The following is a 17,744-nucleotide window of genomic DNA, read 5'->3' as shown; positions in this document are numbered from 1 at the left end:
TCAATATTTGTGCTATAAATGAGACAAAATATGAGAATTGGATTTGGTTATGATATACATCCTTTAAAAAAGGGGAAAAAATTGATCCTTGGTGGAGTTAAAATAGACTCTGAAAGAGGTTTAGAAGGATATTCTGATGCTGATGTAGTTATTCATGCTGTTATTGATGCTTTATTAGGAGCTTCTGGACAGGGAGATATCGGTTTGCATTTCCCGACAAATGAAATAAAATGGAAAAACATATCGAGCATGATTTTACTAAGCAACATCTACAAATTAATAAAAAGAAAAAAATATAGAATAAATAATATTGATATTACTATTGTTCTGGAAAAACCTAAATTATTAAATTATTATCCTGATATGAAGAGGAATATAGCAAAGATATTAAAAATAAATGAAGATTATATAAATATCAAAGCCACTACGAATGAAGGAATGGGTATTATTGGTAAAGGAAATGGTATTGCTGCATTTTGTGTTGCTTTATTAGAGAAAATAGTTAATTAATATTTTAAAATATTATCAGGAATGATAATAATCAACTAATTATATTACCTGCTATTCACCTTGTAATATAAAATATGATAAATTAATTACGGAAGGAGTATAAAAGATGAATAATGAAAAAGATAAGGGCTCTCAGAATGAGAAGAACAATAACCTAAAAATATATCCACATATGCTTCCGTTAACAACTTTATTTATTTGGTTTATTGGGATATTAAATGGTAAAGCCTGGGAACATTTGGGTTTAATGATGAATCCTGAAACAAAAGAAATTAAACAGGATTTAATCAAAGCCAAGATATCTATTGATAGTATTGAATTTTTACAAAATAAGATTAAGAATGAACTTAATATAGAAGATAAAAAACAGATAGAAGATATGTTAGCTAATTTACAAATAAATTATGTTGAAAAATATCAAGAAAGTAAAAAAACTATTCAAAAAGAAGAAGGTAGTTAAATTTAGTAGTATTTAGAATTTTTATTTTTAAAAAATAAATTTACCAGGAGGTGAAAACAATGTTGATAAATTATATACTCATAAAGCGATTTAAGATGATAATAAAGTCGTTTGGAATAAGTATTATCTTTACCATTTTACTCCTTGTTAATTCGGAGTATAGTTTTGCTGATGATGCCCAGTCATATTATCAGAATGGATATCAATACTTTTCACAGGGTGACTATAAAAGAGCGGAAGAAAATTATAAAAAAGCTATTGAATTAGATCCCAAATTTGAAAACGCACATTATTGGTTAGGTAAGGTCTACAGACAGACTGGAAAATATAATAACGCTATTACACAGTGGATTGAGGTATTAAAGATAAATCCGAGAAATCCTTATGCTTTTCGATATCTAAATGAGAGTTTTCGTGATACTTCAAGGGTAAGAAGCGGAGTTGCTGGCGATTATTTTTTAGAAGGATTAAAAGTATTAGAGATTGAGGATGATGCATTTTTAAATCAGGATAATATAAGTAGCTATACATTGTTATCTGCAATTCCCTATTTTAAAAAGGCTGTTGAATTAGAAAATAGTATAATAGGAGCTCATTATTGGATGGCTGAAGTTTATCTGACATTATCAAAAAAAATTAGCTGGCAATATACTTCCTTGGCTATAAGTAGTTTTGAAAAGGTTATTGGTATTGAAGAGCAAAATAATCCTTTTCTATTTCAAAGACCTTCAGAATATTGTTATGCTTATCAAGAATTAATTCAAATATTTCAATCTTTGGGTTTAAATGAAAGAAAAGATAATTTATTAAATCAATTAAAAAAGGCAAAATCAATTCCCTTTGAACAGGCTTTGAATAATAAAGGACATAGTGGTTTTAGTTACCCGGATTCCATTGAACTTATTAAAACTGATTCCAAAGAGTTGATAGAGATATGGAGGTATGAAAAGGAAGATAAGGCTTTTAGGATTGTTAATAAAGAAGTTGTTGGCGAAGAAAAATACTATAAATGATGTTATGAAAAAAGTGTGACTTTGTTTTTAAAAATTAAGAAATCAAGGAAAATAAAAATGGAGAATAAGCAAAAAGAAAGAAATGAAACATCCACTGGAGAGAAGGATTTAAGATTAGGAATTATGGGTGGAGTGTTTGATCCTATTCATATAGGACATTTATTCACTGCGGAAGAGGCAAGAATAAAATTAAATTTAGAAAAAGTTATATTTGTTCCCTGTCTTCAACCAACACATAAAAGAAATGAGCAAGTTTCTGATATTAAACATCGATTAAAAATGACTTATCTGGCTATTGAAGGTAATCCCTATTTTGAGGTGTCTGAAATTGAAGTAAATCGCCCAGGTCCATCTTATACCATTGATACCATTAAAGAATTTCGCAAAATCTATGGATGGGAAGCTAACATTTTTTTTATTACCGGCGCAGATGCGTTTTTAGAAATCGATAGTTGGTTCCAAAAAGATGAATTATTAAAACTATGTCAGTTTGTGGCAGCTACTAGACCTGGATATGCTCTGAATAAGCTACATGATAATTTTAAAAAAGTTTTAAAAATTATGGAAATACCAGCTTTGGCTATTTCTTCCACAGATGTTAGATATCGTGTAAGAAATGGTTTAAGTATTAAATATATTGTTTTAGATGAAGTAAGGGAATATATTTATAACCATAAATTATACATATAATATTAATACTGTGAAAGTATACATTGTAAAGAAGTAAGGGAAAGGCAATATTATTATAATGAATCTTGAAAAGATTGAAAGAAAGTTAAAAAAAATAATGAAAAAGACTAGATATCAACATGCTTATAGAGTAAGTTTAGTAGCAGAAAAAATTGCTGAATATTATGATTTACCAGCTGAAAGTGTCAAAATTTCGGGATTAATTCATGATTGTGCCAAAGATTATTCTTATGATGATTTAAATAACTTAATAAAAAAATACGAGATTAAACTTAACGAGGTGGAAAAAAATATTCCTAAAATTTGGCATGCTTATGTTGGTGCAGAGATGGCAAAAGACATTTTTCAAATTGATAATTTTGAAATATTGAATGCAATAAAATATCATAGTACAGCTTCCAGCAAATTAAGTTTAATTGGAAAAGTTGTCTATATAGCTGATAAAATTGAACCAAATAGAAAATCAGTAAAAAAGAAAAAAATTTGGGAGATGGTCTGGAAAGATGTAGATCTAACTATGCTGGAATTACTAAATCAAGAACTCAAACATTTAATTAAGGAAAAATTGGCAATTCATCCTGATACTGTGGATGCAAGGAATAAAATAATAATAGATAGAAGGATTTGTTGATAATGGGAAGAACAGAGAGAAATAACGCATTAAGGAAAAAAGGAAGAAAAAAGATAATTCAAGCTTTATTTTTTGTTCTATTACTAATTATATGTTTTATTTTTTTATATTTTTTAAATATATTTCCATTTCGTTCTGACATCTTAGCTCAAGATAGGTTAAATATATTAGCTGTTGGCACTGATAGTGTTGAAACTAAAGGGAGAGCCGATACCATTTTAATTTTAAGTGTTGCTCCAAAAAATAAAGATACTTTATTATTTTCTATTCCCCGAGATATAAGAGTCATGATTCCAGACCGAGGAATGGATAAAATTAACCATGCTTTTGCTTATGGAGGAATAGATTTATTAGAAAAAACTATTGAAGAGTTTATGGGTATTTCAATTCATTATTATGGCATCGTTGATTTTGAAGGATTTAGCTATATCATAGATGCTTTAAATGGGGTGGATATTTTTGTAGAAAAAGATATGTATTATATTGACAGAGCAGGTTCTTTAAGGATAAATTTAAGAAGTGGACAACAAATTTTAAATGGTGAAAAAGCCTTGGAATATGTCAGGTTTCGATCCGATGCAATGGGTGATTTAGGAAGAATCCAGAGACAGCAAAAATTAATAAATGCAGTAATTGAAAAAATATTAAATTTTGAAAGTATGGCCAAGATTCCAACTATTATTAATAATTTAACTGATTATATTAAAACAAATATGAATCCAAACGAATTAATTGCTCTGGCAAGATTAATGAAAGATGTAGATAGGACAAAAATATGGGTTGAAACAATTCAAGGTGATCCCCAATATATTGATGGTGTAAGTTATTTGGTAGCTGATGATAATGATGTAAAAAAGCGTGTCCAAAATTTAATTGAAAATAAATATAGAGGATTTAACATTGAAGTACTAAATGGAAACAGAATGCCTGGCAGTGCTCATAGAGTTGCTAACAAAATAAAAGAGCTTGGCTTTAATATAGTTAATATAGATAATGCTGACCACTTTGACTATCAAAAAACCGTTCTTATTATTTACTCAAAAGATCTAAAACTGGAAAATTATGTAACACAATTTTTTAATGATATAGAAATTATTCGCAAAGAACAGCCATATAATGGCTTAGATATGACTATAATAGTTGGTAAAAATATGGTATACTAAAATAGTTTATATTTGTTAATTATAGTTTGTATTGCTTATTTTTAAAAAGATGCTGGTAATAGGAGAGGAGTATTTGATTAAAAATAGCAGAAATATTGTCATATTTTTTGCTAAAGTATTAGAAGAAAAAAAAGCTAAAGATACTATTATTCTGGACATAAGAAAAATATCAGTTATCGCTGATTATTTTATTATTTCTACCGCCCAATCTAATACTCACTTTAAAATACTTATTAATACTATTATAAAGAATGCTAAGGAGAACAACATTCAAAGAAACTTAAGTTACGAAGGAAGTGAAAATACCGGCTGGGTTTTACTTGATTGCGGTGATATAGTAATTCACTTGTTCTCCGAGGAAAAACGTGATTATTATCATTTGGAACAGCTCTGGCAAGAAGCAAAAAAAATTAAATCCTGGAAATAGTAAAGTGATTATTTTAAAATATCGTTTATAAAATTTTCATAATAAAGAATATGGAGGTGAATTAGTTATGAATATTATGGGAAGAAGTTCAGGTCAGTGGTTAATAGGTTTAATAATTCTAGCAATCGGAATACTATTTTTAGTAGAAAATATATTTGGAATAGAAATGTGGGAAAGAGTTTGGCTTTTTTGGCCTATCATATTCATGCTATGGGGCTTGATGGAAATATTTCAAAAAAAATCTCTCTTTTTTGGACTTATTCTCATGGCAATTGGAATTATCTTTTTATTACGAAATATGGAATTATATCAATGGTCAGATTCAATTTGTAAGTTTTGGCCTATAATTATAATAGCACTTGGTTTTGATCAATTATTAAAAAAACCTGAATCATATACAGTAAAATCATTTCAGAATGAAGGAAAAGGGAAGAAAAGGATAATAACCCAGGATGATGAAATAATATGATAATTGTAAACTTGTGAGGCAGTATGATAGGCACCATTATTAATAGTTTGGCTATTATTTTTGGTTGTATTATTGGATTAATTTTAAAAGGACATTTTCCAAAAAGATTTAGTAATATTCTTTTTCAGGGGATAGGGTTGGTTACCCTATTATTAGGGATTCAAATGGCCATTCAAGCAAAAGATATATTATTGGTTATTCTTTCTCTGGTCATAGGAGGCTTTTTGGGAGAGATTATAGATATAGAGAAGAGATTGGATAATGTAGGTGAGAAAATTAAATCACTTTTTAAACATCAGGTGGGAAAAGAGGAATTCACTAAGGGTTTTATAACTGCTAGTTTGTTATACTGTGTAGGTTCAATGGCAGTAATGGGAGCAATTGAAGAGGGTATCAACGGTAATCCCAATATTTTAATAGCAAAATCTGCTTTAGATGGTATATCTTCTATTATTTTTACTGCTTCTTTGGGAATTGGCGTTTTATTCTCAACGATTCCTGTTTTTTTATACCAGGGAACAATTACTCAAATAGCCTTTTTAGTAAAACATTGGATAACAGCTGATATTATTAATGAAATGACCGCTGTAGGAGGAATACTTATTATTGGATTATCACTTGGAATATTGGAAATTAAAAAAGTCAAAATAGCAAACATTCTGCCTTCTTTGTTAGTCATCATTTTACTAATAACTATAAAAAAAATAATTATTCATAGTTAATGGTAATATTAATAAATAATCTTTATAGCTATAAAATATTTTTTGTCCAAAATAAGAGGAAATAAATATGATAAAGAACAATCAATCTTTATCTTTGTTGGAAGATTTAAAGAGAGAAGATTTAGAAAAGAAAAGAATAATCGTCCGAGTAGATTTTAATGTACCACTAAGTGATGATTCAAAGGTTGAGGATGATACTAGGATTAGAGCTGCTGTAAATACTATAGAATATTTATTAATAAATAATTGTATAGTTATATTAATGAGTCACCTTGGTAGACCAAATGGTACTATTGTAGAAAAAATGAGATTGAATGCGGTTGCTCAGAGTTTAGAAAATATTCTTCAGAGAAAAATAATTAAATTAAGTGATTGCATAGGAGATAGTGTCCAAAAAAATATTTTGGAATCAGTCCCAGGAGATATTATCTTATTAGAAAATTTACGTTTTCATAAGGAAGAAGAAAATAATGATCCTGTATTTGCCCAACAACTTTCTTCGCTAGCGGATATTTATATTAATGATGCTTTTGGTTCAGCTCACCGAGCACATGCTTCAACGGTTGGAATAGCTTCATATTTGCCTGCCTATGCCGGGTTTTTAATGGCTAAAGAAATTAAATCATTAGATAAACTAATTATAAATCCTGAAAAACCCTTTGTTTCAATAATTGGTGGAGCAAAGGTTTCTGATAAGATAGAAATATTAGATAGATTAGTTGAAATTAGCGATACAATATTGATAGGCGGAGGAATGGCGTATACTTTTATTGTTGCTCAGGGATTTAAAATTGGTAAATCTATTTTAGAAGAGAATCGAATTGATTATGTTAAAAAATTGTTAAGTAAGGCAAAAGAAAGTGGGAAAAAAATTGTAATTCCAGAAGATGTACTTGTAGCTAGTGATTTTAGTGCTGATTCTGATAGCTATAATGTATCTATAGAAAAAATTAGCAAAAATATGTTTGGCATGGATATCGGAATAAATACAATTGACTTATTTAAAAAAATTATTAACAATGGTAAGACTATTTTTTGGAATGGCCCTTTAGGTGTTTTTGAAATTGACAAATTTGCTCATGGTACTAATGAAATTGCTAAGCAAATTGCCAGCTTATATGGAAGGGTTTTTTCAGTTATAGGAGGCGGAGATTCCATTGCTGCTATTAATAAACTTAGTCTTGATAAAAAGTTTTCGCATATTTCAACGGGAGGAGGAGCTTCATTGGAATATGTTGCTGGCAGGAAGCTCCCGGGTATTGAAGTATTAAGAAAAAAAGATGAGAAATGATTTTATATAATCATAAAAAAATATCACCTTAATCTTAACAGAAATGATAGTGAGTGAAAAATTTGTTAATGTAGAAAAATAGTAATAAAAATAGACTAATAAAGCGAAGTCTTAAGTGGAAGTGCTTATAGCAACTAACTATCCAAATACTTTTTTCTTGGCAAACCGATTAAAAGTCGGTTTTTTTATAATAAGACCTTATTTGTAGCAAAATATTAGATTAAAACTGTTGCTTGATCTAGAGCAGATATTTTTATTTTAAAAATCTGTAATTATTTATATTAGAAAGTTTATCGTATACTTTATCTACAATTTTTTAAATCTTTTTTTTGGACAATACAATCTATTGACAAATCGAAATTATTAGCTATAATATTACTACCCTAGGGGGGTATATCTGGTATATGGTAAGAGAAATGGAAATTTTGGAAATAAATAAAATAAAGATTCTACATCGCCTAAAAAAAATAGAGGGACAGATTAGAGGAATTCAAAATATGATCATTGACAATAGACCTTGTGCTGATATTCTGATGCAAGTTTCTGCTGTTAAGTCTGCCTTAAATTGCATCAATAAATTGCTGTTGGAAGAGAAAGCATATTCTTGTTTTAAATATTCAGATGATATTTCTATGTACCAGAGTACAATAGATGAAATTATCGAACTTGTTATTAAATTTATCAAATAATTTGACAAAAATTTTTTTGATGAACTATAATTGAACGGAATTAAAAATTGGGAAATAAGGTTAAATTAATGATTTGTCAAATATGTAAAAAAAACGAAGCAACTGTAACTATTGTTAAATTAGTAGGATTATATAAAACAGAACTGCATGTTTGTAAAGAATGTGCTCAATGTCTTTTAGGTAATACAATTTCTTCTTTTTCCTTTTCTCAATATAATATGAATGAGATATTAGATAATCTTTTAGATACATTTGGAAAATATGAAAAAGCAGAAAATTTGGTTAAATTAAGTAATGAAATGAATTGTCCTGATTGCCATATGACTTATAATGAGTTTATACAATCAGGGAAACTTGGTTGCAGTCAATGTTATGAATATTTTAGGAAGCAATTAAAACCAATCTTAGGGAGACTACATGGTCATTTACAACATATCGGAAAAGCCCCTCTTGATACTAAGGAACGATTCCATAAATTAAAAAGAATAAAAAAATTTAAGAATGAGTTGCAGCAGGCCATCTTAAGGGAAGAATATGAAGAAGCAGCTAAACTAAGAGATTTGATTATTAAGGAAGAGAAGACTTTAAAAAATGGAAATAATGAGTAATAAAGATGCAATGCTCATACGTGAATTACGAGATACCACCCCTCAATGGGCTAAAGGGGATGGTCCTTTTAATCATATTGTATTAAGTACCAGAATACGATTAGCTAGAAACATACGTAATATTCCATTTCCCTTTAAAGCAACTAATAATCAGTTAAAGCAGATAATGGGACAAACTGAAAATCTAATAAAAAACAATAAGCATTTTTGCGATTTTAAGATAATTAAAATTGATGATTTAGCTAATATGGATATCCAATTCTTGGTTGAAAAACGTCTAATTAGTATATCTTTAGCTCAGTTAAATTATCCCTATCGCGCTTTTCTTTATAAACCTGATGAGGTGATCAGCATCATGGTGAACGAAGAGGATCATTTTAGAATACAATGCTTGTTACCTGGTTTTCAATTAGAAAAGGTTTGGGAAATTATTAATTGTTATGATGACCAAATTATGAATGAAATTGAATTTGCTTTCAATGAGAATGAAGGTTTTTTGACCTGCTGTCCTACCAATATTGGCACTGGCTTAAGAGCTTCTATCATGTTACATTTACCGGGATTATTAACTATTAACAAATTGAATGATTTAATGACATCTCTTTCTAAGATGGGATACGCAGTGAGGGGATTTTACGGAGAAGGTACAGATTTTCAGGGTAATTTATTTCAGCTATCTAATCAGATAACCTTGGGCTTTAGTGAAGAAGAGATTATTGAAAAATTAAAAAAAGTAAGTAAGCAATTGATTGATGCAGAAGAGAAGGCACGAGAAGAAATAATGTTACACTCCAGAAAAAGAATAGAAGATCAAATTATGCGAGCTTATGGTATATTAACTAATGCCAGGATTATACATATTGTAGAAGCAATCGACCTGTTATCCAAAATTCGATTAGGTATTGAATTAGGTATTATGACTAATATTGGCTATGATATAATTAACAGGCTTATGTTAATTATACAGCCAGGATATATACAACTATTAAGGAATAGTAAAATGAATGAAAGTGAAATAGATTTAGTTAGAGCCGAGTTAGTAAAGGAGTTTATACATTATTAAGGTAGAGAAAAAATATTTAGAGTAAATAATTTTATAAATACTTAAAAAATGGAGAAAAATGAAAAATGTTTAAACGATACACTGAAAAAGTTAGAAAAGTGATTATGATGGCACAAGAAGAAGCGGTCAATCTTAATCATAATTATATAGGTACCGAACATATATTAGTTGGTTTAGTTAAAGAAAATGAAGGAATTGCTGGAAGAATCTTACGTGAATTAGGTGTTGAAGCAGAAAGAGTTACTGAAGAAATAGAAAAAATAGTAGGAAGAGGGAAATATCAAGAAGTAAGCGAAATTACTTTTACTCCAAGAGCAAAGAAGGTATTGGAATTAGCTTCTCAGGAAGCAAGTCGATTAGGTCAAAATTATATAGGAACTGAACATATACTTCTGGGATTAATCAAAGAAGGTAGTGGGGTTGCAACTAGAATCTTAAATGAAATGGGATTAGATTTAGAAAATATCTATTCACAGGTAATGAAAGTATTAATGGAAAGTGACCATCCAGAGACTGCTAGTAGTGGTATCAGAAAGGAAAGCAAAGTTCCAACATTAGATGAGTTTGGTAGAGATTTAACCGATCTAGCCAGAGAAGAAAAATTGGATCCTGTGGTAGGTAGGAATAATGAAATACAAAGGGTAATACAGATTTTAAGCCGAAGAAAAAAAAATAATCCCTGCTTAATTGGAGAAGCAGGTGTTGGAAAAACAGCTATTGTGGAGGGTTTAGCTCAAAAAATTGCCAATAACGATGTTCCAGAAATATTAAAAAATAAAAGAATAATCTCTCTTGATTTGGCTTTGATAGTTGCTGGTACAAAATATAGAGGTGAGTTTGAAAAACGTCTGAAAAGAATAGTTAAAGAAGTCCAAAATTCAAATGATATAATCTTATTTATTGACGAGTTTCATACCCTTGTTGGTGCAGGAGCTGCTGAAGGAGCTATTGATGCTTCAAATATATTAAAACCTGCATTGGCTCGCGGAGAGATACAAGCTATCGGTGCTACAACAACAGATGAATATAGGAAATATATTGAAAAAGATAAGGCACTAGAAAGACGTTTTCAGCCTATTAATGTTCCTGAACCAACTATTGAAGAAGCAATACAAATTCTCAGAGGATTAAGAGATAAATATGAAGCTCATCATAAATTAACCATAACTGATCAATCATTAATTGCTGCGGTAAAATTGGCTGCGAGATATGTTTCTGGTAGATTTTTGCCAGATAAAGCAATTGATGTAATTGATGAATCGGCATCGAGAGTTAAATTAAGAAATACAGTATATCCACCAGATGTTAAAGAAGTGGAAGAACAGTTGTTAAAGATTAGAAAAGAGAAAGATGCTGCTGTAAGGTTACAAGAATTTGAAAAAGCAGCTAAGTTAAGAGATAAAGAAAGAAAGTATGAAGAGAAGTATAATGAAATTAAAAGAGATTGGGAAACTGGAAAAACCAAAGATAAAATAGAGGTCACAGTGGAAGATGTAGCTGAAGTTGTTTCCAGCTGGAGTGGTGTTCCGGTATATTCCCTTAAGGAGGAAGAAGCGAAAAAGCTGATTAGGATGGAAGAGGAGTTGCATAAACGAATTATTGGACAAGATGATGCTATTAAGGCTATTGCCAGAGCTGTTAGAAGAGCCCGAGCTGGTATGAAAGATCCAAAGCGACCCATTGGTTCATTTATTTTCCTGGGACCAACAGGTGTCGGTAAAACTGAATTAGCAAGAAGTCTAGCTGAATTTTTATTTGGTGATGAAAATGCTATGATCAGTTTAGATATGTCCGAATATATGGAAAAATTTGCAGTTTCCAGGTTGGTTGGAGCACCTCCTGGTTATATTGGATATGAAGAAGGTGGTCAATTGACTGAAAAAGTAAGAAGACGTCCCTATTCTGTGGTATTGTTAGATGAAATCGAAAAAGCACATCCTGATGTTTTTAATATTTTATTGCAGATATTTGAGGATGGAAGATTAACCGACGCCCAGGGTAGAGTAGTTGACTTTAAGAATACTGTTATTATTATGACTTCTAATGTGGGAGCTACCTTAATTAAAAAGGGAGCTTCTTTAGGATTTAGAAGCTCTAATGAACCCGAACAGATGTCCTATAAAGATATTAAAGATAGTGTAATGGGAGAATTGAATAAAACATTCAGGCCGGAATTCCTTAATCGAATTGATGAAGTGATAGTTTTTAAAAGTCTTACAGAAAATGAAATAAGGCAGATTGCAGAATTACTGCTCAATGAAGTCAGAGAATTATTGTCAGAACAAAAAATAAGCTTTTCTGTCAGAAAAGGAGCAAAAGATATTTTAGTAAAAGAAGGATATGATCCTAACTTTGGTGCCAGACCATTAAGAAGGACTATTGAAAGGTTAGTAGAAAATCCAATTTCAGAAAAAATATTGTCAGGTGAGTTTAAAGAGGGAGACAATATTTCTATCGGAGCTAAGAAAGGGAAGATTGTTTTTGAAAAGAAAGATATCAAAAATAATCAGAATAACGAAGAACAATTCTATAGTAATTATAACTGAAGTGAATAATAAGTATAAATAATTTTAGAGGAGAACCTTTTTTCTTAAGCGATGAAGAATAATAAAAAATATTATCGTTGTGAGAAGTGTAATTTTGAAACCTCCCAGTGGTTAGGTCGTTGTCCTAATTGTGGATCATGGAATACACTTTTACCACAGGATTTTTTAGAGAGCAATATATCCTATATAAAAATTTTAAAAAAAGATCTTGCCAAGCCTATTAATAAATTAAAATTCAATTCAGAAGAAAATCGATACCAAACAGGTATTATGGAATTTGACCGTGTTTTAGGAGGTGGCATTGTACCTGGTTCACTCACTTTAATTGGAGGAGAACCAGGAATTGGAAAATCTACTTTAGCTTTACAGATTACTCCGCGATTAGCTGAAAAAGTTGGTAAAATTCTTTACATTACAGCAGAAGAATCATTAAGACAAATTTCTTTAAGAGCAAGTAGGTTATCAGTCAATTCAAACCAGATTTACCTAATATCTGAAAATGAACTGGAACAAATTATTGCTCAGATAAAATACATAAAACCAAAGATTGCGATTGTTGACTCTATACAGATTATTAATGATAAAAATATTCCCTCCGCTCCTGGAAGTGCGACTCAAGTAAAGAGCTGTACTTCCAGATTAATGGAAATAGCCAAAAGAAACAATATTGCATTAATTATTATAGGGCATGTCACAAAAGATGGTGAAATTGCCGGACCAAAAATACTCGAACACATAGTAGATACTGTATTGTATCTTGAAGGAGAAAGGTTCCAAACTTACAGACTTCTTAGGAGTATTAAAAATAGATTTGGAACTACTAACGAATTAGGAATATTTCAAATGGAAAATAATGGTTTGAAAGAAGTTCTGAATCCTTCAAAAATTCTTTTATCTTCACGATCCCAACCTATTCCAGGAACTGTAACTACTATTACTTTTGAAGGCAGCCGCCCATTAGCAGTAGAAATTGAGGCTCTAACCAGTCCTTCATATCTGAATTACCCTCGACGGGTAACAACAGGCGTTGATTATAATAGAGTATCATTAATCATTGCAGTACTAGAAAATAAATTAAAAATACAATTACAAAATAAAGATATCTACATTAACACCGCTGGTGGTATTAAGATAAGTGAACCAGCAATTGATTTAGGGATAGCTGTAGCAATTTTGAGCAGCTTGAAAGGTTTAGCTCTTCCTCTTGATACAATTGTTTTTGGAGAATTAGGTTTAACTGGAGAAGTTAGAACAGTGGGATTATGTGAAAGGAGACTTAGCGAAGCTCAAAAAATTGGATATAAAAAAAGTATAATGCCTTTTGATAATGCTAAACAAATGTCAAGTAATTTTAACAATTTAGAAATCAAAGCTTTACAGAATATAGAAGAAATAATATCCTTTCTAAAGAAATGAAGCGACAAAAAATGCTATTTTAAGAGGTCACTTTACACCCATATTGGCAAATGATATAATTTGATAGACTTATGAATAGATAATTGTTATTATATATATTTTATTCTGAAGGGAGGATTTTACAAAAATAGTGTAGTACTGGATAATGCTATAAACTAAAAAAGAATAGAGGAGGTTAATATTTTGTCAGGTTTAGCCAAAAAAATTATTTGTTTATTCTTTGTTTTGGCAGGAGGAATATTTGGTTATGAACTTATCCCTGGCATAAAGGTCTTTACTGACTTAGATTTATTAACTCAGTATAGATGGCTAATTCCTATTATATCATTTTTTATAGGTATTTTTTTTGGATTTATTTTGTTTATTCTTAGTTATAAAAAAATAAGTTATTTAGGGAAAATAATTGTAGCCTATTTTCAAAGAATACCTGCCCAAAACATACTTTCTGGCGTAATAGGTCTAATTATTGGACTAATTATTGCCAATTTGTTAGCATATTCCTTATCTTTCATTCCCTTTATTGGTAATTATTTACCTATCATACTTAACGTAACGTTAGGTTTATTGGGTATTACTCTTGGTTTAAGCAAAAGGGAAGAAAGTGTTAATTTTTACAAAAAAAATATTGAGAGATTTAAAAAAAGAGAAAGAAGTTCACATTATCAATTGAAGATATTGGATACCAGTGTAATTATTGATGGTAGAATTGCCGATATTTGTCAAACAGATTTTTTAGAAGGTGAACTAATTATACCTCGTTTTGTCCTAAATGAGCTACAAGCTATTGCTGATTCTTCCGAGCCTTTAAAAAGAAATAGGGGAAGACGTGGTTTGGATGTTTTAAATAAGATAAATAAAATACATAGTAATAAAATAAAAATCATTAGCCGTGACTACCCTGAATTAAAAACTGTTGATACTAAGTTAATAAAATTAGCAAAAGAAATTGATGCCAAGGTTTTAACTAATGATTATAACCTGAATAAATTGGCACAATTAGAGAATGTAACAGTATTAAATATTAATGACTTGGCTAATGCTTTAAAATCTATTATATTACCGGGTGAAGAATTAATAACTCAGATAATTAAAGAAGGAAAAGAATCTGGTCAGGGTGTTGCTTATTTAGATGATGGAACCATGATTGTGGTAGAGAATGGCATTAATAATATTGGTGAAAAAGTTAAAGTTACCGTAACAAGTATTTTACAAACCCCAGCAGGAAGAATGATATTTGGTAGAATAAAGGAAAGAATTAATAAAAAGAACAATGAAATAAGTTATGTAAAAAAGACACAATCTAATTATAAGAAGAAATAATAAAGTTAAAATAAATAAACAGAAAAGTGAGGAAAAAATATTGAGTTTACAGTTATACAATACTCTAACCAGAAAGAAAGAAGAATTTATCCCTCTTAATAAAAAACAAGTAAATATGTATGTTTGCGGACCAACTGTATACAATTTCTTTCATATTGGCAATGCCAGACCATTTTTGGTTTTTGAAGTTTTAAGAAGGTATTTAAAATATAAGAAATATAAGGTAAAATATGTATCTAATTTTACCGATATCGATGATAAGATAATTAACAAAGCAAAGGAGCTGGGGAGCTGCTATTTAAAGGTAGTGGAAAAATATATTAACGAATACTTTCAGGATGCTGATTTTTTAAATATTGGAAGAGCTGATTACTATCCCCGAGCCACTGAACATATTATTGATATTATTAATTTTATACAGAAGTTAGAAGAAAAAGGGTATACTTATGTAGTTGAAGGTGATGTGTTTTATGATGTAAATAAATTTAAAGATTATGGAAAGTTATCAAAACAAAGTTTGAATGAAATACAGGTGGGAGCAAGGATTGAAATAGATGAACGAAAGAAAAACCCTTATGATTTTATCCTTTGGAAAAGAGCCAAAGAAGGAGAGCCAAAATGGGATAGCCCCTGGGGTCCAGGACGTCCTGGCTGGCATATTGAATGTTCAGTAATGTCTACCAAATATCTTGGTGAGAGTTTTGATATACACGCCGGTGGCGAGGATTTAATATTTCCGCATCATGAAAACGAGATTGCCCAAAGTGAAGCTGTTAGTGGAAAGCCATTCGCTAAATACTGGTTACACAATGGTTATTTAAAAATTGATGACAAAAAAATGTCTAAATCATTGGACAATATATTAACTATAAGAGAATTGTCTCATAAATATGATGGATCGGTTATCAGACATTTTTTATTATCAGCTCATTATAGAAGTCCATTAAATTATTCTTTAGAACAAATGGAACAATCCAAAAATAGCATGGAAACTCTAATCAATACATTTTTTAATCTTAATTTTTTATCTAATAAAAACCATCTTAATAAAGGAATGGATATAGAAAGTAAAAAATTAATTGAAAAAGTTGAAAAAATGGAGGATATATTTATTAAAGCAATGGATGATGATTTTAATACTCCAGTTGCTCTGAGTACTCTATATTTGTTATCCAAAGAAACGAATATCTATTTGAATGAAGCAAGGAATAAAAATATGGAAGCAATAGTAAAGGTTATACAATTTTATGAAAATTATGGAGTAAATATTTTAGGATTAAAATTTATATCACAATCAATTAATCAAGAACAAATTTCGAGAAAAGAGATAGAAAAATTAATAAATGTTCGAGAAATAGCAAGAAAAAATAAAGATTGGATTACTGCCGATCAAATCAGGGAAAAATTAAATAAAATGGGTATTTTAATTGAAGATACAGTAGAAGGGGTAAGATGGAAAAAAACTTGATCACATTTTAATAATAAGTCTATAATGAAAGGAATATTTTATCCTAAAAAATAACTTCTTTGCAGATACATTATCTGAAAGTAATTTTACCATAAACATCTAATTGGTATATTTCTTTAATATTATCTGAAACAATATGATTCCTCTTATAGGTGTATCATAAAGACACCAGCTATAATGGTACGTTTTTAATATAAATTATCAAAAAAATTAAGTAGGTGTATTAATATTGGTGATTTTTAAAGAAACACCATTTATTATTTATGAAAAATATGACGATAGATTATTAGTAAATTTAGCTAACAATGGGAATGTTTTAGCTGAGCATTATCTAATTAACAGATATAAAAGACTGGTAAAAACGAAAGCAAGGGCATACTTCTTAATTGGTGCAGATACTGAAGATATTATTCAAGAAGGTATGATTGGGCTTTATAAAGCATTGCAAAATTATGATAATTCAAAATTAACTTCTTTTAGAGTATTTGCCGAAATATGCATTAGTAGGCAGATTATTACAGCCATAAAAAAAGCTTCTAGAAAAAAACATAAACCTCTTAATTGCTGTATTTCTTTGAATCAACCTATTGAAAATGTGGAGTACTGCGATAGGACCTTAATAGATATAATTGATGATTTAAATATTAGTGATCCAATGAATATATTCTTAAGTAGAGAAAGATTACAAGAGTTAAAAATTATATTGAATAATCTTCTGTCAAATCTAGAAAGAAAAGTATTAGAAGCATATTTAGATGGTAAAACATATAGAGATATTGCCTTGAAACTTAAGAAAAGTAGCAAGTGTGTAGACAATGCCATACAAAGGATAAAAAAGAAAATAGATTTAATTAACAAATAGAATTGACTTGAGCTATAAAAATAACTATAATGTTTTATGTTGCCGGTGTAGCTCAGTTGGTAGAGCAGCTGACTTGTAATCAGCAGGTCATCCGTTCGAATCGGATCATCGGCTCCAATGGTAAAGTGGTAAGATATTTTATTATTGGGGAGGTACCAAAGTGGTTAAATGGAGCGGACTGTAGATCCGTTGGCTGAACGCCTTCGAAGGTTCGAATCCTTCCCTCCCCACCATGTGTGCCCGCGTAGCTCAGTTGGTTAGAGCGCATCCTTGGTAAGGATGAGGTCACCGGTTCAACTCCGGTCGTGGGCTCCAGAGTTTGGATAAGGATATTTAAAAAATTCAATTAATAATTACTGTTGTAGAAAGAATTTTTAACAAGATAAATTAAAAAAG

Annotated in this window: 18 protein-coding genes and 3 tRNA genes; all 21 read left to right on the top strand. The window is 29.8% G+C overall.

The features are described from left to right. Window positions 1-30: 30 nt before the first annotated feature. Window positions 31-510 (top strand): 2-C-methyl-D-erythritol 2,4-cyclodiphosphate synthase, encoded by a 480-nt coding sequence (gene ispF, locus PHD84_01405; protein MDD5636464.1) that lies wholly within the window; start codon window positions 31-33, stop codon window positions 508-510. 106 nt (window positions 511-616) lie between these two features. After that, the gene (locus PHD84_01400; protein ID MDD5636463.1) at window positions 617-970 is read left to right on the top strand and encodes a DUF1844 domain-containing protein; all 354 of its coding nucleotides are present in this window, start codon (window positions 617-619) and stop codon (window positions 968-970) included. Window positions 971-1,029: 59 nt separating this feature from the next. After that, complete coding sequence (locus PHD84_01395) at window positions 1,030-1,983, top strand: tetratricopeptide repeat protein (protein ID MDD5636462.1); 954 nt, start codon at window positions 1,030-1,032, stop codon at window positions 1,981-1,983. 57 nt (window positions 1,984-2,040) lie between these two features. After that, entirely contained in the window at window positions 2,041-2,673 is a 633-nt protein-coding gene (nadD, locus tag PHD84_01390; protein ID MDD5636461.1) for a nicotinate-nucleotide adenylyltransferase, read from the top strand. A gap of 97 nt (window positions 2,674-2,770) precedes the next feature. Then, complete coding sequence (gene yqeK / locus PHD84_01385; protein MDD5636460.1) at window positions 2,771-3,304, top strand: bis(5'-nucleosyl)-tetraphosphatase (symmetrical) YqeK; 534 nt, start codon at window positions 2,771-2,773, stop codon at window positions 3,302-3,304. A 2-nt stretch (window positions 3,305-3,306) separates the two neighbouring features. Next, complete coding sequence (locus PHD84_01380) at window positions 3,307-4,467, top strand: LCP family protein (GenBank protein MDD5636459.1); 1,161 nt, start codon at window positions 3,307-3,309, stop codon at window positions 4,465-4,467. A gap of 73 nt (window positions 4,468-4,540) precedes the next feature. Next, a complete protein-coding gene (gene rsfS, locus PHD84_01375; GenBank protein MDD5636458.1) occupies window positions 4,541-4,894 on the top strand; it encodes a ribosome silencing factor in 354 nt (117 codons plus the stop codon). A gap of 67 nt (window positions 4,895-4,961) precedes the next feature. Then, window positions 4,962-5,363 (top strand): DUF5668 domain-containing protein, encoded by a 402-nt coding sequence (locus tag PHD84_01370; protein ID MDD5636457.1) that lies wholly within the window; start codon window positions 4,962-4,964, stop codon window positions 5,361-5,363. A gap of 23 nt (window positions 5,364-5,386) precedes the next feature. After that, complete coding sequence (locus tag PHD84_01365) at window positions 5,387-6,085, top strand: DUF554 domain-containing protein (protein MDD5636456.1); 699 nt, start codon at window positions 5,387-5,389, stop codon at window positions 6,083-6,085. A gap of 67 nt (window positions 6,086-6,152) precedes the next feature. Continuing rightward, entirely contained in the window at window positions 6,153-7,376 is a 1,224-nt protein-coding gene (locus PHD84_01360) for a phosphoglycerate kinase (GenBank protein ID MDD5636455.1), read from the top strand. A gap of 404 nt (window positions 7,377-7,780) precedes the next feature. Continuing rightward, window positions 7,781-8,065 (top strand): metal-sensitive transcriptional regulator, encoded by a 285-nt coding sequence (locus PHD84_01355; GenBank protein MDD5636454.1) that lies wholly within the window; start codon window positions 7,781-7,783, stop codon window positions 8,063-8,065. 68 nt (window positions 8,066-8,133) lie between these two features. After that, the gene (locus PHD84_01350; GenBank protein ID MDD5636453.1) at window positions 8,134-8,673 is read left to right on the top strand and encodes a UvrB/UvrC motif-containing protein; all 540 of its coding nucleotides are present in this window, start codon (window positions 8,134-8,136) and stop codon (window positions 8,671-8,673) included. After that, window positions 8,657-9,736, top strand: a complete 1,080-nt coding sequence (locus tag PHD84_01345) for a protein arginine kinase (protein MDD5636452.1) — start codon at window positions 8,657-8,659, stop codon at window positions 9,734-9,736. Before PHD84_01350 ends, PHD84_01345 begins: the two co-directional genes overlap by 17 nt. 65 nt (window positions 9,737-9,801) lie before the next feature. Next, window positions 9,802-12,282, top strand: a complete 2,481-nt coding sequence (locus PHD84_01340; protein ID MDD5636451.1) for an ATP-dependent Clp protease ATP-binding subunit — start codon at window positions 9,802-9,804, stop codon at window positions 12,280-12,282. Window positions 12,283-12,333: 51 nt separating this feature from the next. After that, window positions 12,334-13,698, top strand: coding sequence for a DNA repair protein RadA (gene radA, locus PHD84_01335; GenBank protein MDD5636450.1), 1,365 nt, complete (start codon window positions 12,334-12,336; stop codon window positions 13,696-13,698). A gap of 183 nt (window positions 13,699-13,881) precedes the next feature. Next, complete coding sequence (locus PHD84_01330) at window positions 13,882-15,018, top strand: TRAM domain-containing protein (GenBank protein MDD5636449.1); 1,137 nt, start codon at window positions 13,882-13,884, stop codon at window positions 15,016-15,018. Between the two features lie 40 nt (window positions 15,019-15,058). Beyond that, window positions 15,059-16,486: a cysteine--tRNA ligase gene (cysS, locus tag PHD84_01325; protein ID MDD5636448.1), complete on the top strand. Its 1,428-nt coding sequence runs from the start codon at window positions 15,059-15,061 to the stop codon at window positions 16,484-16,486. Between the two features lie 232 nt (window positions 16,487-16,718). Then, entirely contained in the window at window positions 16,719-17,348 is a 630-nt protein-coding gene (gene sigH, locus PHD84_01320) for an RNA polymerase sporulation sigma factor SigH (GenBank protein ID MDD5636447.1), read from the top strand. Between the two features lie 41 nt (window positions 17,349-17,389). Then, window positions 17,390-17,465, top strand: a tRNA-Thr gene (locus PHD84_01315). 29 nt (window positions 17,466-17,494) lie between these two features. Further along, a tRNA-Tyr gene (locus PHD84_01310) sits at window positions 17,495-17,581 on the top strand. A 5-nt stretch (window positions 17,582-17,586) separates the two neighbouring features. Next, window positions 17,587-17,663, top strand: a tRNA-Thr gene (locus PHD84_01305). The last annotated feature ends 81 nt before the right edge of the window (window positions 17,664-17,744 follow it).

Source organism: Atribacterota bacterium (genome assembly GCA_028717805.1).
Taxonomy (GTDB): Bacteria; Atribacterota; Phoenicimicrobiia; order Phoenicimicrobiales; family Stramentimicrobiaceae; genus Stramentimicrobium.
The sequence above is the reverse complement of the archived record's forward strand: the minus strand, read 5'-3'. Positions and strand labels throughout refer to the sequence as shown.